The organism is Sphingopyxis sp., from assembly GCF_051861155.1.
Lineage (GTDB): Bacteria > Pseudomonadota > Alphaproteobacteria > Sphingomonadales > Sphingomonadaceae > Sphingopyxis.
In genome coordinates this window covers 533,805-552,125 of sequence record NZ_JBHYDE010000002.1, presented here as the reverse complement: position 1 = coordinate 552,125, position 18,321 = coordinate 533,805, and the positions used below count along the sequence as shown (strand labels likewise).

Genomic DNA, 18,321 nt, shown 5'->3' with positions numbered 1-18,321 from the left:
TACCGGTGCCGGAGTTGCGCGGCGGAGCATGGGCGCTATATGACGGCGTCATCGGGGGGACGTATGGCACGCGCCGGGGTGGCGCGATCCGGCAAAAGATGGCGTTCCAGAGCAAGCAATCCATGACCATGTCGCACGACCGATCCGGCGCCGCTCAGGGCATCGAAGGCGTATTGCTCGCCAACCGGAGCCGGATCATCCGGTTTCTGGAGGTGCGCGGCGCGGGCGACGCGGCCGAGGATCTGTTCCAGGATTTGTGGATGCGGCTGACCGATCGCCCGATGGGGCCGGTCGCCGACCCGCTGCCCTATGTCATGCGCGCCGCGAACAATCTGATGCTCGACCGCTATCGTTCGGCGCGGCAAAGCGCGCTGCGCGACCAGGCGTGGGGTGAAGCCGCGGCGGGGCATGTCCCGTCGGCGGAGACCGCGCTGATCTCGCGCGAGCAGCTGGTGCTGGTCGAAGCCGCGATTGTGGCGACCGGCGAACGACCGGCCCGCATTTTTCGCCGGTTCCGGGTCGACGGCTTGCAGCAACGCGATATAGCCAGCGAAATGGGGGTCAGCCTGAGCACCGTCGAAGCCGATTTGCGCAAAGTCTATGCCGCCCTCGCCGCGCTACGGAGGCAGTTCGATGCAGCCTGATGCCAGCCCCGCCGAAGCACGCGCCATCGACTGGTTGATCCGTCAGCGCGATGCCGCGTTCGACGATTGGGACGGCTTTGCCGACTGGCTGGCCGAAAGCCCCGACCATGCCGCGATTTACGATGCCATCGCCAGCCTCGATCAGGATCTCGACGCGCTGCCGCCGCTGGCCAAGCCCGTGGTCGTCACCATGCCGATCGCGCCGCGCCGCCCATCGCGCCGCGCCTGGTTCGGTGGTGCAATGGCTGCCGCTTTGGTCGCAGTCATCGGTTTGTCGACGGTGAACCCGTTCGGCAACGCCGACCGGATCGAAACCGCGGCCGGCGAACATCGCACCATCAAGCTGGCGGACGGATCGCGGATCGAAATCAATGGTGGCTCGGTCGTCGAAATCGATCCCGATCGTCCGCGCTTTGCTCGGCTGGAAGCGGGCGAGGCGATGTTCCATGTCGTACACCGCGACAACGATCCCTTTGTGGTCGAGACGGGCGGCGACCGGATCGTCGACCTGGGCACCGCATTCAACGTCGTGCGGCGCGAACGCCAGACGTCGGTCGCGGTGTCGGAGGGCATCGTCCTCTACAACCCTGACCGCGACAAGGTCCGCCTGGTTGCCGGGAAAGCGATCGAAGCGCGCGACGGCGATCGTCGGCCGCCGATAGTTCAGGACGTCGACGTCGCCAGCGTCGGCGGCTGGCGCAGCGGGCTGCTCGTTTACAACGGTGCGCCGCTGGCCGTGGTGGCCGAAGATCTGAAACGAACCGCCGGTATGGAGGTACAGGTAACCCCTGCCGCCGCGGCCCTTTCGTTCCGCGGCGCGCTGATCATCGACGCCAACCGCGACCGCACCATATCCGATCTCGCCGCTTTGTCGGGAACAAGGGCGCGGCGGCAAGGCGATGGCTGGATCCTGACCCGCTGAACATGCACCCGCGCCTTGCCTTCGTCGCTGCGGCGATAACGCTGAGCTTGCCCGCGCAGGCCTTGGCGGCGGAGGAGCGCGCCTTCGACGTGCCCAAGGGAAGTCTGTCGACCGCCTTGCCGGTAATTAGCCGCCAGGCCGGCGTCAGCATCAGCGTCGTCGACGCCAAGCTGTGGCAGGCGCGGGTCAAACCGGTGCGCGGGCGGATGAGCGTCGAGGAAGCGATCAAGCGCCTGCTCAAGGACTCCGACGCCCGCGCCGTCCGGGTGAGCGCCACCAGCTGGCGCATCGAACGCCGCCCGCCCGCGCCGCGTCTCGCGCGTCGCCCTGCCCCCGCGCCGCAACAGGCGTCGCAGCCGCGCGCGCGCGAACCTTCGCAAGACATGGTCGCCGCGGCGCGGGACGAGATCATCGTCACCGCGTCAAAGACCGACCTGCCCTATTCGCATTTCGCCGGCGTCGTCACCCAATTGAGTGGCGGCGATTTGGCGTTTGGCGGCGAACGCGGGATGGAATCTATCCTGTCGCGCACCGCCACGGTGTCCTCGACCCATCTGGGTTCGGGACGCAACAAGCTGTTCATCCGCGGCATCGCCGATTCCAGCTTCACCGGTCCGACGCAATCGACCGTCGGGCAATATCTGGGCGACATCCGCCTCAGCTACAACGCGCCCGACCCCGACCTGCGCCTCTACGACGTCGACAATGTCGAAATCCTCGAAGGGCCGCAGGGCACGCTTTATGGCGCCGGGTCGCTCGGCGGGATCATTCGCGTCGTCCCCAAAGCCCCCGACCCGCGCGCCATGTCGGTGCAGGCGATTGCGGGCGTCTCGCTGACCCAGCATGGCGACCCCGGCGGCGACATCGCCGCGATCGCCAATCTGCCGGTTGGTGACAATGGCCATGCGCTGCGGCTGGTCGGCTACATGCTCACCGACGGCGGCTATATCGATAACCCGCTGCGCGGCCAAAATGATGGCAATCGCGTCCATGTGCGCGGCGGACGCGGCGCGTTTCGCTTTGACGCGGGCGACGACTGGACGGTCGATCTGGGCGGCGTTTTCCAGTCGATCAAGTCGAACGATGCGCAATATGCCGACAAGGCCGCGCCGCCGCTGACCCGCAACTCGATGGTCGAGCAGAATGCCTCGGCGCGCTATGGCCTTGGCACGATCGTCGTCATGAAGGATTGGGACGGCCTGCATTTCCAGTCGTCCAACGCCTTTATCGACCACCGCCTGTTCGAGCGCTTCGATGCCAGCCTGCCCGAAGCCCCGCCGGGGTCGGTCGTCACGGCTGGCGCGGTGGACGTCGAGCGACTGTTCGCGCCAGTTCAGGTGACGCCGCTCAGCGACGTGCCGCGTGTGCTCGACCAGCGCAATGCGACGCGGATGTTCGTCAGCGAAAACCGCCTTTCGCGTCCCTATCATGACGGCTTGGGCTGGGTCGTCGGCGCCAGCTTCATCGACAATCGCGCGCGGCAGGACCGCGAATATGGCTATGGCCCGCTCCGCACGGTGCGGCCCGGCGTCACCAATAAGATCACCGAAGTCACCGGCTATGCCGAGGCCACCGTTGAAGTGATGCCCGACCTCGTCGCCGCGGGCGGCGTCCGTTTGTCGCACGCGCGGCTCGGCGGCATGGCCGAAGGCGTGTCCTTCGCGCTTGCCCAGGCGGGCCGCGCGACGACGGCGTCACGCAACGAAACCGACTTGCTGCCGTCCTTCTCATTGCTCGCGACGCCGCTCCACCACCTGCGGCTTTATGCCCGCTATCAGGAAGGATTCCGTCCCGGCGGGCTGGCGGTCGACGGCAATTTCGTGCGGCGGTTCCTGAACGATCAGGTGCGGACGTGGGAGGCGGGCGTCCGCCTCGGCGACAAGGGGCAAAGCTTGTTCGACGCCAGCATCGCCGTGTCGCACAGCCGCTGGCGCAACATCCAGGCCGACTTCATCGACAGCACCGGCTTTCCGACCACCGCCAATATCGGCGACGGACGGATCACCAGCCTGTCGGGCGCGCTCGCGATGCGCCCGACCGAGGCGCTGACCTTTGAACTCGGCGCGGTCTATAACCGCAGCCGCGTCGACGACCTGGCGCTCGAAATTCTGCCCGTATTTGCTGCCGCACCAGCTCGGCTGGGGCGCATCCCCAATGTCGCGAGCCACGCGGTGCGGGGGTCGATCAACTATGCGACGGTAATCGGCGACGAGGATTTCCGGATCAACGGCTGGGCCAATTATATCGGGCCGTCGCGGCTCGGCATCGGTCCGGTGCTGGGTGAGAGCCAAGGCGACTATATCGATACCGGGTTGGCGATGCGCGTCGGCAACGACCGGCGCGGCCTATCGCTGACGCTCACGAACCTATTCGATTCACGCGGCAACCGGTTTTCGCTCGGTACGCCGTTTGTTGAAGGGAATGAGGGCTTTATGACGCCGCTGCGGCCAAGGACGCTGCGTATCGCGGTCGACGTCGCGTACTAAGGCCAATGCCCCTCCCCTGAAGGGGAGGGGCAAAAGCGCCTCAATCCGCCAGCACGATCCGTTCGTAGCGATCCATATGATAATCATGGCTGCCGAACTGGCCCTCGATCATCGTCGCGCGCTTGAAATAATGGCCGATCGCCAATTCCTGCGTGATGCCGATGCCGCCGTGGGTCTGGATCGCATTCTGGCCGACGAACTTGGCGCCGCGCGCGACCTTTGCTTTGGCCGCCGAGACCGCGGCCATGCGCTCGTTTGCGGGCAGGTCGAGCTTCAGCACCCCCATGATCGTCATCGAGCGCGCCTGTTCGACTTCCATGAACATATCGACCATGCGGTGCTGGAGCACCTGGAACTTGGCGATCGGCACCCCGAACTGCTTGCGCTGCTGGGTGTATTCCAGCGTGCCTTCGTGCAGCTTTTGCATCACCCCGGTCGCCTCGGCGCACACCGCGACGGTCGCTTCGTCGACGATCTGCTCGACCAGCGGCAGGCCGGTGCCCTCGCCGCCGAGCAGCGCATCGCCGGGGATCGCGACATTCTCGAAATAAATTTCCGACGCGCGGCTGCCATCGACGGTCGGATAATCGCGGCGGACGATGCCGGGCAGATTGGCGTCGATCAGGAACAGCGACACGCCCTCCCGGTCGCGCTGGCCACCGCCGGTGCGCGCGGTGACGAGTAGGTGCGTTGCCCACGGTGCGGCGTAAACGACGCCCTTGTGGCCGTTCAGCACATAGCCCGCGCCGTCCTTCTTCGCGGTGGTGCGCAAATTGGCGAGGTCGTAGCGGCCCTGCGGCTCGGCATAGGCAAAGGCGATAATCGCATTGCCGGCAATGATCTCGGGGATCATCGCGTCGGCCTGCGCCCCACCGACGGCCTTCAGCGCGCCGCCCGCGATGACGACGGTCGGCAGATAGGGTTCGATCCCGATGACCTTGCCCAATTCCTCCATCACGATCGCATTTTCCAATGCGCCGCCGCCCAGGCCGCCATGGTCTTCGGCAAAGGGCGCGCCCAGCATCCCCAGTTCCTGCGCCAGCGCGGTCCAGATCGCCGGATCGCGGCCGCTGTCCGAATTGATGAACTTCTGGCGCGTTTCGAAATCGTAGGTATCGCTCAGGAAGCGCGCGAGCGTGTCGCGGATCATGTCCTGCGTTTCGGTGTAGGTGAAATCCATTGTCGTCGTTCCTGATCTCTATAGTCATCCCGGCGAAGGCCGGGATCTCACCGTCGCGTCATGGCGAGAGGTCGAGATCCCGGCCTTCGCCGGGATGACGTCTATTATGTGCTTAAAGGCCGAGCACCATCTTCGCGATGATGTTGCGCTGGATCTCGTTCGACCCGCCATAGATCGTCGTCTTGCGGACGTTGAAATAGGTCGGCGCGGCGCGGTGGGCATAATCGGGGCCGATCGGATGCTCGTTGTCGCCCTCTCCGAAACCGCGGAAATAGGGCGCGCCGTAGTGGCCGACCGCCTCCAGGCTGAGCTCGGTCAACCGCTGCTGGATTTCCGACCCCTTGATCTTGAGCAGGCTCGATTCCGGCCCCGGGCCGCGTCCGGCGTTCGGACCGGCGAGGCTGCGCAATTCGGTAAACTCCAGCGCCGCCAGATCGACTTCCAGCTCGGCAACCTTGCGTTTGAAGAACGCATTGGCCAGCAGCGGCTTGTCGCCATCGAGTTCGGTGCGGGCAATCGCCTTGACCTTTTCGATCCCGCGCTTCGAAGCCGCCACACCGGCGATCCCAGTGCGTTCGTGCGCGAGCAGGAATTTGGCGCAGGTCCAGCCCTTGTTTTCCTCGTAAACGCGCTGCGACACGGGGACACGGACGTCTTCCAGCCACACTTCGTTGACTTCATGCTCGCCGCCCAGCGTGATGATCGGGCGCACGGTGATGCCGGGCGACTTCATGTCGATGAGCAGGAAGGAAATGCCTTCCTGCTGCTTGGCATCCTTGTCGGTGCGAACCAGGAAGAAACCCCAGTCGGCGTGCTGCGCCAGCGTCGTCCAGGTCTTCTGGCCGTTGACGATATAATCGTCGCCGTCGCGGATGGCCGTGGTGCGGAGCGAGGCAAGGTCACTGCCCGAACCGGGTTCCGAATAGCCCTGACACCACCAATCCTCGCCCGACAGGATGCGCGGCAGGAAATAGGCTTTCTGTTCGGGGGTGCCGAAGGTGTAGATCACCGGGCCGACCATCGCGAGACCGAAGGGCATCAGGCGGATACAGTCGGCGCGCGCCGTTTCCTCCGACCAGATGAAACGCTGCGTCGGGGTCCAGCCGGTGCCACCATATTCGACCGGCCAGGCGGGTGCGATCCAGCCCTTTTTGTGCAGAATCTTGTGCCAGGCGAGAAAATCCTCCTTGGACATCTCTTCGCCCTCGTCCTGCCGTTCACGCAGGTCGGCGGGGTAATTTTCGGCGATGAAGTCGCGCACTTCCTGTTGGAAGGCGAGATCTTCGGGGCTGAATTCCATGTCCATCACGAATCTCCCATCGGATAATGGCGCCCTTATACGGCGCGCTCACCTTTACGTAAACGGCAAGTTGCGACTTGCAACGTTTGTCGCGCCGATGATTGCGCCACGCGGCGCCGCTTGTCCAGCGCGCGGGCGCCCTCGACCGCCCTAGGGCGCGGACCGTGTCACCAGGACAACGGCGCCGTCGCTGGCGTAGGGGCCGCGCACCTCGGCGATGGCCAGGGTGACGGCGATCGCGGTTCCGTCGCGGGTGACGATCTGGGATGCCAGGCGCGCCGAGCAGCCCGATCGGAAGACCGATTCCAGTGCTTCGGCAAAGGCGCTGCGATGCCCGACCGCCAGCAGCGCCGAAAAGCGCACGCGCCGGATCGCTGCCGGATCGACCCCGAGCAGGCCGGTCAGCATGGCATTTGCCGCCTCGACGGTTTCGCGCACCGACAGGCGCGCATGACCGATGCCGCCGTCCGTTTCGACCGCATCGAGCAAAGCCTGCCGCGCGTCGGCCGCGGCAAAATCGTCGATGGCGCCGCTGACATCGCGCAGGATCAGCGCGCCGCCGATCGGCGCAGGGACCAGATCGACGCGCAGCCACTGGCGCGGCCGCAGGATGTCGGGCACCTCGCCCGAAAAACGCTCGCGATGGTCGATCAGGCGGATGATATGCTGCGCCAGCAAACTGCCGCCCAGCCGCGGTACCGCGGTCAGCAGCGGCGCGCCGATCAGGTCGGCGCACGACGTCTCCAGCATATCCGACGCCGCCGGATTGACCGCGACGATCCGCCATTGCCGGTCGATCAGGATCACCGCGTCGCGGATCGCTTCGACCAGCCCGGCGAGCGAGCGTTGCAGCTTGTCGGTGTTCGCCGCGACGTCATCCGCGTCACGATCCAGCCGCCGATAGTCGTCGAGCGAGATCAGCACATGCGCGTCCTTGCCATGATGCGTCACGACGACCGGCTCACGCGCCGATTGCAGCCGCCAATTGGCAAAGCCACGGATAAAATCTGCCGCCGAAACGCGCTGCGGCTCCTGCGCTGTGGTCACCCTCACCTCCCCGATTGCGGACGCTGTCCAATCATTTTGAGAGGTTTTGCCGGATGATGGCCGCGAAAAGCATCCGCCCCGGCGCCGTTATGGCGCGGTCAGACCAGCTTGGCCTTGCCGCAGCGCAGCGCGTTGACCCGCGCGTCGGCCTGCCCGACATGCACGCCGAGCAGCCCGGTGACGTCGGCCAGCACGGTGTCGAGCACTGGCGCCGCCAGCGCCACGGTATCGCCGACGACGGTTCGCAGCGCATTGAGGTTGAGTCCGAGCCCCAGCACATTGACGCGCAGGTCCATGCGATCGGACAGCGACTTTGCGGCGCCCGCGACCAACCCGCTGCTCGACACGGTCTTCACCCGTCCATCGTCGATGTCGCTGCGCGCAAAGGCGACCTGCTTTTCGGCAAGGTCCGACAGCACCAGCTCGGCCTCGGCATCGACGCTGGCGAGCGGCAGTTTCACCACCCGCGCCGGCCGCGGATCGAGCGGGCGCTGCATGTCCTGAAAATCGGCATCGTCGACGGTGCCGATCGCCAGCATCGCAGGCGAGGTGACCACCGCCAGCGACACCGCTGCGCCGCTGTTGGGCCGGCAATCAATGTCCGAAATCCGCGCCGACGCCGAGCCGAGTTCGGCCAGCACCGGGATATGAACGCTGGCAAGCGGGGTCGCGATCCGGGTGTCGAGCTTCAACCGCACCTGCGCGGTGCGCACGATCACCTGATTGGTATCGGTCACCGCGATCAGCGGCGAGTGCGCCGGCGGCTCGCCGATAAGCAGCGCAATGTTGATTCCCGACCCGCCGGGCAGGTTGCTCGCCAGCGACAGGTCGACCTGACGATTGGCGCTGCCGAGTAGCAGCATCGCGCGCAGCAGGCTGAGCGCATTGACCTTGACCGGATTGGCGGCATCGACGCGGATGCTCGAAGAGCGCGGCCCCAGATCGATCGCGCGCGACGGAAACAGGCTGCGCGGCAGGGCACGTGCGGCGATATGCTCCAACGCGCTCGCCGCCTGCCCGTCCGACGCACGCGCCAGCGCCGACGCGACCTGCGGCATCGTTACCTGACTGTCGAGCGTCTGGCCAAAGGTCAGCACATCGGCATCGATTTCGGTGCGCAGCGCGTCGGAAAATGCCAAGAGGTCGATGTCGGTGCTGGCCAGCGCTTCATAGTCCATCAGCGACAGGTTGATCTGGCTGCCGGTCAGTCCCGACAATAGCGCATTGGGCAGCCCGCCATTGACCGCGGCAACCCGCGAGCCAAGCGAAAAGGCAGCGTAGCCGCGGCGCGCGCCGGTCGCGGTGGCGCGGATCACGCTGCTCGGCTGACCGGTCAGGAAGCTGCCAAAATATAAGGGGCGGTCGCGCGTCAGCACGATCCGCACCGCATTCGCCGATGCGCCGCCGGGGGCAAAGCGCTGTTCGGCGGCGACCGCTCCGTCGGGCGTGTAGGTGCCAGGGGTCAGCGCCGCGATGCGGATGCCGCAATCGCAATTGGCCGCGATGATCCGCTCGGCGGCCGCCTGCTCCTCGCCCGGTCGGCTAGCCGCCGCCATCGCCGCAGCATCGGCAATCCCCTGCAACTTGCGGCGGTCGAGATAGAGCGAGCCGACATCGACCGCGAGCGCCGCGGCGCCGATCAGCATCGTCATCGCAAAGGCGGTGGCGATGCTGATCCCGGCGCGCCGGTCGCGGACAAGGACGCGAAGAGTGTGAAGCAGTGCCATCGTCAATCCACCGGCAATTCAAAGGTCGCGCGCGACCGGATGACGTTGGTCGGCGACGGGATCAGCGCCGAGCGCAGGAAGCTGTCGGGCGGCGCCGTAAAGGTGACCGCGACGGTGATCGCCTCGCTCGTTTCGGACACCGCGACGCTGTGCGCCCCGCTCACCGCCTGCAAGCTGCGCGCCACCGCCCGCGCCGCCACCGCCCGGCGATCGGCGGCATCGAGGCCAATAATGGCGGCGCGCGCGCCGTCGTTCGCCGCCTGCTGGACGCTGTGCGCCAGCATGAAATATTGGCCATAGACGAGCACCCCCATCAGCAGCGCGAGGAGCAGTGGCAGCACCAGCGCCATTTCGACGATGGCGGCGCCGCGCTCCTCGCGCGCCAGGGTAAGCCGGGTCGGGACGGGCTGGCCGGGATGCCCGGGATATGGACGGAAAGCTGTCATGCCCATCAGCATGGCGGACCAGAATGAAAGCGGCGTCGAGAGAACCCGACGCCGCTTTTATGTATTTTACATGGACCGGCCTTAGGCCCCGATCGGGCAAGTGACGCAATTCCGCCGAACCGCGCGAATGATAAGCAAAGCCCTAAACATCCTGCGCCGCCCGTTCGTGCAAATTGCGATTATTCGGCGGCCTCCAGCTTGTCCTGCGTCCGCAGGTCAAAGTCCGACGCGTCATGCCGTTCGTGCAGCTGGCTCGCCGGATCGCCCAGCACGCGATTGACCATCCGCCCGCGCTTGACCGCCGGGCGCGCCGCGATCTGGTCGGTCCAGCGCTGGACGTTCTTATAGTCCTGCACCTGCAGGAACTCGCCGGCTTCATAGACCAGCCCCTTGGCGAGCGCGCCGTACCAGGGCCAGATCGCCATATCGGCGATGCTGTAATCGGCGCCTGCGATATATTCGTTCTCCGCCAGCCGCCGGTCGAGCACGTCCATCTGGCGCTTCACCTCCATCGCATAGCGGTTGATCGGATATTCCTGCTTGAACGGCGCGTAAGCGTAGAAATGGCCGAAGCCGCCGCCGAGGAACGGTGCACTGCCCATCTGCCACATCAGCCACGACAGGGTTTCCGCACGCCTTGCGGGGTCGGTGGGCAGGAACTCGCCGAATTTTTCGGCGAGGTGGATCAGGATCGCTCCCGATTCGAACACCCGGATCGGTTCGGCGCCGCTGCGATCGACCAGCGCCGGAATCTTGCTGTTGGGGTTGGCGTCGACAAAACCGCTGGAAAACTGGTCGCCATCGCCGATCTTGATCAGCCACGCGTCATATTCAGCGGCGCTATGCCCCAGCTCGAGCAGTTCCTCGAGCATCACGGTGACCTTCACCCCGTTCGGCGTCGCGAGCGAATAAAGCTGGAGCGGATGCTGGCCGACCGGCAGATCCTTGTCATGCGTCGGCCCGGCGATCGGTCGGTTGATGTTGGCAAAGCGCCCGCCGCTCTCCTTGTCCCAGGTCCACACCTTTGGCGGCACATATTCGGCTTGATCGCTCATCTCGACACTCCTGGGCTGTTTTTAGGGAGGCTGAATTTCATACTGATCGGTATTTAAGGATCGAAGGCGCCGCCGTCCACCCCTCGCCGCTCAAATAATGTTTGCCGCCCGCAAAGCCGCAATCGCAGCGGCGTCGTAGCCGAGCTCGGTCAGAATCGCGTCGCTATGTTCGCCAACCTGCGGCGCGCGCGCCGATGCTACCTTCACGCTGTCCGACAGCGTGATCGGCGCCCGAATGACCGGCGCCTCGGTCGCGGCGCCCGGATAGGCGGCGGGTTCGACCAGCCCCATCGCGGCGACCTGGGGCTGTGCCAACGCCTCGCCCGCGCGCAGCACCGGCGCGGCGGGAACCCGCGCCGCGCCCAGTTCGGCGATCGCATCGGCGCTGCTGCGGTCGTCGCACCAGCGCTGCATGATGACGCTCAGCGCTTCCCCATTGTCGCCACGTAAAATGTCGCTGGCATACAGCGGATCGTCGATCAGTTCGGGGCGCCCGACCAGATTGGCCCAGCGGGCAAATATCCCACCCCCGACGATCTGGGTCACGATCCACCCGTCGCGGGTGCGAAAAATGTCGGTCGGCGCCGAGCTGTAGCTGCGATTGCCGATCGGCTGGCGTTCGATGCCGTTGAGCGCATGATCGATCGCCAGCGAGTTCGAAAATGCCAGCGCGGTCCCGAGGAGCGACCCCGAAACGCACTGCCCCTTCCCCGTCGTCTCGCGCTCGCGCAGCGCCAGCATGACGCCGAAAGCGGTGTGCAGCGCGGTGCCGAAATCGACATAATTGATTTGCGCGCGATACGGCTGATCGGGCGTCCCGGTCAGGTGCACCGCGCCCGACATCGCCTGCCCGACTGCGTCGAAACCGACGTTCTGCGCCAGCGGTCCCGCGCTGCCAAAGGCCGACGCGGTGGCCAGAATGACGCGCGGGTTGATCGCCGACAGGCTGGCATAATCCAGCCCCAGCTTGGTCAGTGCATCGTGCGGCAGGTTGGCGACGACGACATCGGCGGTTTCGACGAGTTGTCGCACGATAATGCGGCCCTCGGGGCTGCCGGGCTTTAACGTCAGGCAGCGCTTGCCGCGGTTCATCTGCATGAACATGGCGCCCGATCCGTCGTCGGCGACGGGGACCGTGTAGCGATCGTCATTGCCGCCCGGCGCCTCGATCCGGATAACATCGGCGCCATAGTCGGCGAGGAGCGCGGCGCAATAAGGGCCCGCAATATAGCGCCCGAAATCGAGGACTCTTATTCCTTTCAGCGGCACGCCTTGCTCTCCCAATGTTATCTTTGCTGCGGGCTAGCAGGCGCCTGTCGAGCGTGCCAGCGCCTTCGTCGAAACCTGTCGCTTGCATGTTCTCACCGGCGGCATATGGTCGGCACATAATTTCAAACGGGGATAATAACATGGCGCGCTTTGCTCTCGCCCTTGCGGCGACTTTGGCTTGTTCGACTTCGGTTTTTGCGCAGCAGGCGGCACCGGCGCCCGCCCCCGACGCCAAGCCCGAAAAATGGGACGTCAACGCCCCGCCCGGCATGGCGACGCGCAAGGTGCCGATCGCGGTCGATGAAGGCAGCTGGATGAACGTCGATGTGTCGCCCGACGGCCGCACCATCACCTTCGACCTGCTCGGCGACATCTACACGATGCCGATCGAGGGCGGCACCCCGACGCGCATCGCCGAGGGGCTGGCGTTCGAGCACCAGCCGCGTTTTTCGCCTGACGGAAAGCGCATCGCGTTCGTGTCCGACCGCGCGGGGGGCGACAATATCTGGCTGATGAACCGCGACGGCAGCGGCAAGGTGCAGCTGAGCAAGGAAGACTTCCGCCTGCTCAACCAGCCGAGCTGGAGCCCCGACGGCCAGTTCATCGTCGCCAAGAAACACTTCACGACGGGGCGCTCGCTCGGCACCGGCGAAGTGTGGATGTACCATGTGTCGGGCGGCGCGGGCGTGCCGCTGGTCAAAAAGCCCAATGAGCGGCACCAGAAGGAACTCGGCGAACCGATCTTCGCCGCCGACGGCAAGAGCGTGTTCTACACCCGCAACGTCACCCCCGGCCCGATCTTCGAATATGCGCAGGACAGCAACACCGACCTGTTCCACATCGAACGCTATGACCTGCAGGACGGCAAGGTCAGCACCGCGGCTTCGGGCGCTGGCGGCGCGGTGCGCCCCACCCCTTCGCCCGACGGCAAGCGGCTGGCGTTCGTGCGCCGCGAAGGCACGCAGTCGAAGCTATACGTTAAAGACCTGACCTCGGGCACCGAGCGCAAGCTGTACGACGCGCTCGACCAGGATGTGCAGGAAACCTGGGCGGTCACCGGCGTCTATCCGAATATGGCCTGGACTCCCGACAGCCGCGACATCCTCTTCTGGGCGGGCGGCAAGCTGCGCCGGGTCGGGAGCAACGGCGGCGACGCGCGCATCATCCCGTTCAGCATTGGTGACGACCGCGTCATCGTCGACGCCACCCATCCCACGGTCGATGTCGCGCCCGACAGCTTCACGACACAAATGCCGCGCTGGGCCGAGGTATCGCCCGATGGCCGCAACGTCGTGTTCGAAACGCTGGGCAAGCTTTATCTCAAGCCCGCGAGCGGCGGTACTGCGCGGCGGCTGACCGCGGCCAAGGACGACGCGGTCGAAGCCTGGCCAAGCTGGTCGCGCGACGGCAAGTCGCTGGTCTTCGTGCGCTGGACCGATACGGGCCTTGGCGAAATCCATGTCATCGGCGCGGGCGGCGGCACCTCGCGCAAGGTGACCGGCGTCCCCGGCCATTATGCCGAGCCGCGCTTCTCGCCCGACGGCAAGACGATCGCTTTCGAACGGCGCGGCAGCGGCGGGCTGACCTCGGCGCGCTGGAGCGAAGATCCCGGCGTCTATCGCATCGCCGCGGCGGGCGGCACCGCCGAGCGGGTCAGCAGCGACGGGGCCAAGCCGCAATTCGGTGCCGCCAGCGACCGCATCTTCATGGTGACCGCGGGCGACGGCAAGAGCCAGCTGGTCAGCACCGACCTCAGCGGTCAGGACAAGCGCACCCACGCCAATGGCGAACTGGTCAGCGACTATGAAATCTCGCCCGACGGCGGTACGCTGGCGTTCCGCCAGAATTACGATGCCTATGTCACCCCGCTGATGCCGGGCGGACAGGATGTCTCGCTCGGCACCAAGAGCGGCGCCCTGCCGGTCACCCGGGTCAGCGGCAGCGGGGCGGAATATATCCACTGGTCTGACGGCGGCCGCCGCCTCCACTGGAGCCGCGGCGCGACATTGCTCAGCGCCGATTTGGCCAGCCTGTTCACCAACGCTCCGGCGGACGAGAAAGCGCCGAAATTCACCCCGCCGACCGATGGCGTCTCGCTCGCGATGACGCAGGCGGCGGCGAAGCGCCGCGGCACCGTCGTCATCACCGGGGCGCGGATCGTCACCATGACAGGCGCGGACGGCGGCATCATCGACAATGGCGCGATCGTTATCGAGGGCGACCGGATCACTGCGGTCGGGCCGCTGGCGTCGATCAGCGTTCCGGCGGGCGCGGTCACCGTCAATGCGACCGGCAAGACGATCATCCCCGGCTTTGTCGATGCGCATGCGCACGGCAGCCACGGCGATGACGAGTTGGTGCCGCAGCAGAACTGGTCCGAAATCGTCAATTTGGCGATGGGGACGACGACCAGCCACAATCCGTCATCGCGCGCCTCGGAAATCTTCGTGTCATCCGAAATGCAGCGCGCCGGCCTGATCCTGGCGCCGCGCATCTTTTCGACCGGCGAGATCATCTATGGCGCGAAGGCGGCGGGGGTCTATGCCGAGATCAACAGCTATGACGACGCGCTGGCGCATGTCCGGCGGCTGAAGGCGCAGGGCGCGCACAGCGTCAAAAACTACAACCAGCCGCGCCGCGACCAGCGCCAGATGGTCGTGAAGGCGGCGCAGGCGGAAGGCATGCTCGTGGTGCCCGAGGGTGGCTCGCTCTACACGATGGACGTGTCGCTGATCCAGGACGGCAATTCGACCGTCGAGCACAACATCCCGCTCCACACCTTCTATCAGGATCTGGTGCAGCTGTGGGGGCAGACCAAGACCGATTATACGCCCACGCTCGTCGTGACCTATGGTGGCCCCGCGGGCGATCCCTATTGGCGCGCCCACACCAATGTGTGGGAACATCCGATCCTGACCAAACATATCCCGCCGACCGAGCTCGCGGCGAGCAACAAGCGACGCACGATCGCGCCCGAGGGCGATTATGTCGACGATGATTCGGCGCGCGAGGCGGGCAAGATCGCCGCGGCGGGGCGGATGGTGTCGATCGGCGCGCACGGCCAGCAATCGGGGCTCGGCGCGCATTGGGAAATCTGGTCGTTCGTGCGCGGCGGGTGGAGCAATATCGACGCGCTGCGCGCCGCGACGATCATGCCTGCCACCTCGCTGGGCTATGGCGAGGACGTCGGGTCGCTCGAGGCAGGCAAGCTTGCGGACCTGCTGATCCTCGACGCCGATCCGACGCAGGACATTCGCAACACCGAACGCATCCATCGCGTCATGCTGGGCGGGCGGCTGTATGATCCGCTGACGATGAACGAGGTGGCGACGGGGACGCGCAAGCGCGCCGCCTATTGGTGGGAAACCGAAAAGCCCTAATTCGCAGCGCGGTTCGTCGCTTTTGTGACTAGAGGGTTGCAAGCGCGACGGACCGCCGCTAGGGGCGTCACCTCTCAGCGAGGAGAGTTGGCTGAGTGGTCGAAAGCGTCGCACTCGAAATGCGAAGTGCCGGCAACGGTACCGAGGGTTCGAATCCCTCACTCTCCTCCATTTTCTTATTTCCACACATCCACGACCATCCGCCGAGAGCCTAGGAAAACCTAGGCTCTCCGGGGTGTTTCGTGTCCTCATGTATCCCATGCTGTCCAGACCCACACATTTGAATTTGTGGTAAGAAACGTGGGAAAAAATCAGCATGAAAAGGCTATCGGTCAGCGCCGTTAAGTCGGCTACCCGTCCCGGACGATTCTCCGACGGTGACGGCCTCTATCTCGTCGTGCAGCCGGGAGGCAGCAAGAGCTGGGTGTGCCGGGTCCAGAAGGCGGGCAACCGTCGGGACTTCGGCTTGGGCAGCGCATCCAAGATCAGCCTCGCCGACGCCCGCGAGCGAGCGCGAGAAATCCGCAGTCAGGTCGAGATCGGGCTGGACCCGCTTTTCGAGCGCCGGAAGGCGCAAGGCATTCCGACCTTCCGTGAAGCCACCGCCAAAGTTCTGGCGGCTCACCGAAAAACTTGGAAGAACGAGAAGCACGAAGCGCAGTGGCAACAAAGTCTGCGCGATTATGCCTTCCCGCATATCGGCAATGTCCGGGTCAATGAGATTACTGGCCCGATGATCCGCAACCTCCTGTCTGAGATTTGGCTATCAAAACCCGAAACTGCCCGCCGCGTTCGCCAGCGGGTCGGCGCCGTCCTCAATTGGGCATACTCGTCGGGCTACCGCGACAGCGAAGCGCCAATGCAGGCGATTACGAAAGGCCTGCCACGCCAACCGAAGCAGGACGGCCATTTCGCGGCGATGCCCTACGCGAAGGTCCCCGCTTTCATCCCTGCGCTGCGCGAGCGAGAGTCATTCAGCCGCCTTGCACTCGAATTTGCCATCCTCACCGCTTCCCGGTCGGGCGAGGTGCGCGGAGCCACTTGGGATGAGATCGACCTTGCCGATGGCCTGTGGACCATCCCCAAGGGCCGTATGAAGGCAAACCGGGAGCATGTGGTGCCCCTATGCTGTCGCGCCATCCGCATCGTCGAGCGGTGCGCGGAGCTCCGCCTTCCCGGTTGCCCCATTATCTTTCCCGGCGTCCGTGGCAAACAGCCGATGTCGGATATGACGATGAGCAAATTGCTCAAGGAAATGGGACAGCCGTTCACGGCGCACGGTTTCCGCTCGTCGTTCCGGGATTGGGTGAGCGAAGAAACCAATCATCCCAGCGACGTCGCCGAAGCCGCCCTCGCCCATATCGTCGCGAACAAAACGGAGGCCGCATATCGGCGCGGCAATCTCCTTGAGAAGCGCCGGGTGATGATGACCGAATGGGCAGATTATTGCGAAGGCAAAAAGTCGTGAGCCGCTACACCCGCGCGCGGCGCCATCTGCTCCGGCAGTATGAGCGCGCCGTGGATCGGATCGACGAGGCCGACCGCACCATCTTTCTCGGCCACCGGGTACGGGAGCTAAGCTACCGCGAGCTTGCCGAGCGCCATGGCGTCAGCGTTGCCGAGGTCGAGCAAGCGATGATCCGCAGTTTGCGGGTCATCTCCCAATCGCTGGACAGAAAGAACCGCAGGTGGTGGCAATTCTGGGGGCGATAAAGCCGCCTAGACCTTGCCAATCAGCCGCCGCGCCGACAGGGTGCCGCCAGCGATGAAAACCGACCTCGACCATCTTCCTCCCAACAAGCAGCGTGAGCTCGACCGCGTGAAGCAAATCGTCTTCGAAGAATTCGAAGATGCCATCGCGCTCGGCACGATGGGCTGGAAGAAAAAGGGCCGGATCGACAAAATCATCCTATACGGCAGCTATGCGCGCGGCGGCTGGGTGGACGAGCCACACACAGCGAAAGGCTATCGCTCCGACTTCGATCTCCTCATCATCGTCAACGACAAGCGCCTGACAGAGAAGGTCGATTTCTGGGGGAAGCTCGAAGACCGGCTCATTCGCGAGCTCGCGATCGACAAAACGCTCAAGACGCCGGTCAACTTCATCGTTCACACCTTGCAGGAGGTCAACGACGGGCTGGCGCACGGCCGCTATTTCTTCATGGACGTCGCGCGCGATGGGGTCGCGCTCTACGAATATGATGACAAACCGCTTCATACCCCCAAGCCCAAAACGCCCGAGCAGGCGCTGGCAATGGCGCGGGAGTATTTCGACGAGTGGTATCCGAGCGCGGGCCGCTTCAAAAGCGCCGCCGAATTCCTCGCGAAGGATGGCGGCTTGCGGGAAGCCGCATTCAACATGCATCAGGCGGCAGAACGTCTATACCACTGCGTCCTTCTGGTATGCACATTCTACACCCCGCATGTTCACAACCTGGCCTTCCTCCGCACTCAAGCTGAGCGGATCGACATGCGGTTGGTCGATGCATGGCCGCGTGAACTTCGCGAAGATCGTGCGCGCTTCGAGAAATTGAAAGAGGCGTATGTGAAAGCCCGCTATTCGAAGCACTATCGCATCACCGAAGAGGAGCTGATGTGGCTCGGCGGCTGCGTCGAAGACCTCGGCCGCGCGGTCCACGCGATCTGCTCGGAGCGGATTGCTGGACTCGAAGCAGACGCTTCAATTCGCCCCTAATTAGCCGAATGCCATACGAAACGCGCGCGGATGCGCGCCGTTTCGCGCGCCGGGTATGGCATTTTTGCGCCGTGCCATACGCTCAAAGCCGCAGAAAACCGACCATCGCGAGTGCCAAGCTGGCACGGCTTTTATCTTGCCCTCTTATTTGGCTCCGTGATTTTCGAAGT

14 protein-coding genes and 1 tRNA gene are annotated in these 18,321 nt (G+C 65.0%); 8 read left to right on the top strand and 7 right to left on the bottom strand.

The window, feature by feature from the left end; translation table 11 throughout:
• Nucleotides 1–122 precede the first annotated feature (122 nt).
• Genes ACTIFP_RS05870 through ACTIFP_RS05860 form a run of 3 tightly spaced genes read left to right on the top strand, consistent with a single transcriptional unit; the run spans nt 123 to nt 4,052 of the window.
• On the top strand, nt 123–644 hold the full coding sequence (locus tag ACTIFP_RS05870) for an RNA polymerase sigma factor (RefSeq protein WP_439567770.1): 522 nt from the start codon (nt 123–125) through the stop codon (nt 642–644).
• Nucleotides 634–1,566 (top strand): FecR family protein, encoded by a 933-nt coding sequence (locus ACTIFP_RS05865; protein ID WP_439567769.1) that lies wholly within the window; start codon nt 634–636, stop codon nt 1,564–1,566. Before ACTIFP_RS05870 ends, ACTIFP_RS05865 begins: the two co-directional genes overlap by 11 nt.
• A 2-nt stretch (nt 1,567–1,568) precedes the next feature.
• Nucleotides 1,569–4,052, top strand: a complete 2,484-nt coding sequence (locus tag ACTIFP_RS05860; RefSeq protein WP_439567768.1) for a TonB-dependent receptor domain-containing protein — start codon at nt 1,569–1,571, stop codon at nt 4,050–4,052.
• Nucleotides 4,053–4,092: 40 nt separating this feature from the next.
• On the opposite strand, the gene ACTIFP_RS05855 is transcribed toward ACTIFP_RS05860, so the two are convergent.
• From ACTIFP_RS05855 to ACTIFP_RS05825, 7 genes are all read right to left on the bottom strand, one after another.
• Nucleotides 4,093–5,232, bottom strand: coding sequence for an acyl-CoA dehydrogenase family protein (locus ACTIFP_RS05855; RefSeq protein ID WP_439567767.1), 1,140 nt, complete (start codon nt 5,230–5,232; stop codon nt 4,093–4,095).
• A 112-nt stretch (nt 5,233–5,344) separates the two neighbouring features.
• Nucleotides 5,345–6,538 carry an acyl-CoA dehydrogenase family protein gene (locus ACTIFP_RS05850; protein WP_439567766.1) on the bottom strand — a complete coding sequence of 398 codons (1,194 nt, stop codon included), beginning with the start codon at nt 6,536–6,538 and terminating at the stop codon, nt 5,345–5,347.
• A gap of 144 nt (nt 6,539–6,682) precedes the next feature.
• Nucleotides 6,683–7,579 carry a PAS domain-containing protein gene (locus ACTIFP_RS05845; RefSeq protein WP_439567765.1) on the bottom strand — a complete coding sequence of 299 codons (897 nt, stop codon included), beginning with the start codon at nt 7,577–7,579 and terminating at the stop codon, nt 6,683–6,685.
• Nucleotides 7,580–7,677: 98 nt separating this feature from the next.
• Nucleotides 7,678–9,306 (bottom strand): TadG family pilus assembly protein, encoded by a 1,629-nt coding sequence (locus ACTIFP_RS05840; RefSeq protein WP_439567764.1) that lies wholly within the window; start codon nt 9,304–9,306, stop codon nt 7,678–7,680.
• A 2-nt stretch (nt 9,307–9,308) separates the two neighbouring features.
• On the bottom strand, nt 9,309–9,752 hold the full coding sequence (locus ACTIFP_RS05835) for a TadE/TadG family type IV pilus assembly protein (protein WP_439567763.1): 444 nt from the start codon (nt 9,750–9,752) through the stop codon (nt 9,309–9,311).
• A 179-nt stretch (nt 9,753–9,931) separates the two neighbouring features.
• Nucleotides 9,932–10,807 (bottom strand): glutathione-dependent disulfide-bond oxidoreductase, encoded by an 876-nt coding sequence (yghU, locus tag ACTIFP_RS05830; RefSeq protein ID WP_439567762.1) that lies wholly within the window; start codon nt 10,805–10,807, stop codon nt 9,932–9,934.
• Nucleotides 10,808–10,897: 90 nt separating this feature from the next.
• Entirely contained in the window at nt 10,898–12,076 is a 1,179-nt protein-coding gene (locus ACTIFP_RS05825; RefSeq protein ID WP_439567761.1) for a CaiB/BaiF CoA transferase family protein, read from the bottom strand.
• Between the two features lie 140 nt (nt 12,077–12,216).
• Here ACTIFP_RS05825 and ACTIFP_RS05820 point away from each other — a divergent pair, with 140 nt between their 5' ends.
• The 5 genes from ACTIFP_RS05820 (at nt 12,217) to ACTIFP_RS05800 (ending at nt 18,151) form a co-directional block, all read left to right on the top strand.
• Nucleotides 12,217–15,456, top strand: a complete 3,240-nt coding sequence (locus ACTIFP_RS05820) for an amidohydrolase family protein (RefSeq protein WP_439567760.1) — start codon at nt 12,217–12,219, stop codon at nt 15,454–15,456.
• Nucleotides 15,457–15,537: 81 nt separating this feature from the next.
• Nucleotides 15,538–15,627 (top strand) — tRNA-Ser (locus tag ACTIFP_RS05815).
• A gap of 145 nt (nt 15,628–15,772) precedes the next feature.
• Complete coding sequence (locus tag ACTIFP_RS05810; protein WP_439567759.1) at nt 15,773–16,924, top strand: tyrosine-type recombinase/integrase; 1,152 nt, start codon at nt 15,773–15,775, stop codon at nt 16,922–16,924.
• Nucleotides 16,921–17,169, top strand: a complete 249-nt coding sequence (locus ACTIFP_RS05805) for a sigma factor-like helix-turn-helix DNA-binding protein (RefSeq protein ID WP_439567758.1) — start codon at nt 16,921–16,923, stop codon at nt 17,167–17,169. Before ACTIFP_RS05810 ends, ACTIFP_RS05805 begins: the two co-directional genes overlap by 4 nt.
• A gap of 52 nt (nt 17,170–17,221) precedes the next feature.
• Nucleotides 17,222–18,151 carry a HEPN domain-containing protein gene (locus tag ACTIFP_RS05800; protein WP_439567757.1) on the top strand — a complete coding sequence of 310 codons (930 nt, stop codon included), beginning with the start codon at nt 17,222–17,224 and terminating at the stop codon, nt 18,149–18,151.
• Nucleotides 18,152–18,321 lie beyond the last annotated feature (170 nt).

Bases quoted from the DNA above. Each gene is read 5' to 3' on its own strand.
- ACTIFP_RS05870 (WP_439567770.1), top strand. From the start codon at position 123: ATGACCATGTCGCACGACCGATCCGGCGCCGCTCAGGGCATCGAAGGC.
- ACTIFP_RS05865 (WP_439567769.1), top strand. From the start codon at position 634: ATGCAGCCTGATGCCAGCCCCGCCGAAGCACGCGCCATCGACTGGTTG.
- ACTIFP_RS05860 (WP_439567768.1), top strand. From the start codon at position 1,569: ATGCACCCGCGCCTTGCCTTCGTCGCTGCGGCGATAACGCTGAGCTTG.
- ACTIFP_RS05855 (WP_439567767.1), bottom strand. From the start codon at position 5,232: ATGGATTTCACCTACACCGAAACGCAGGACATGATCCGCGACACGCTC.
- ACTIFP_RS05850 (WP_439567766.1), bottom strand. From the start codon at position 6,538: ATGGACATGGAATTCAGCCCCGAAGATCTCGCCTTCCAACAGGAAGTG.
- ACTIFP_RS05840 (WP_439567764.1), bottom strand. From the start codon at position 9,306: ATGGCACTGCTTCACACTCTTCGCGTCCTTGTCCGCGACCGGCGCGCC.
- ACTIFP_RS05835 (WP_439567763.1), bottom strand. From the start codon at position 9,752: ATGACAGCTTTCCGTCCATATCCCGGGCATCCCGGCCAGCCCGTCCCG.
- yghU (WP_439567762.1), bottom strand. From the start codon at position 10,807: ATGAGCGATCAAGCCGAATATGTGCCGCCAAAGGTGTGGACCTGGGAC.
- ACTIFP_RS05820 (WP_439567760.1), top strand. From the start codon at position 12,217: ATGGCGCGCTTTGCTCTCGCCCTTGCGGCGACTTTGGCTTGTTCGACT.
- ACTIFP_RS05810 (WP_439567759.1), top strand. From the start codon at position 15,773: ATGAAAAGGCTATCGGTCAGCGCCGTTAAGTCGGCTACCCGTCCCGGA.
- ACTIFP_RS05800 (WP_439567757.1), top strand. From the start codon at position 17,222: ATGAAAACCGACCTCGACCATCTTCCTCCCAACAAGCAGCGTGAGCTC.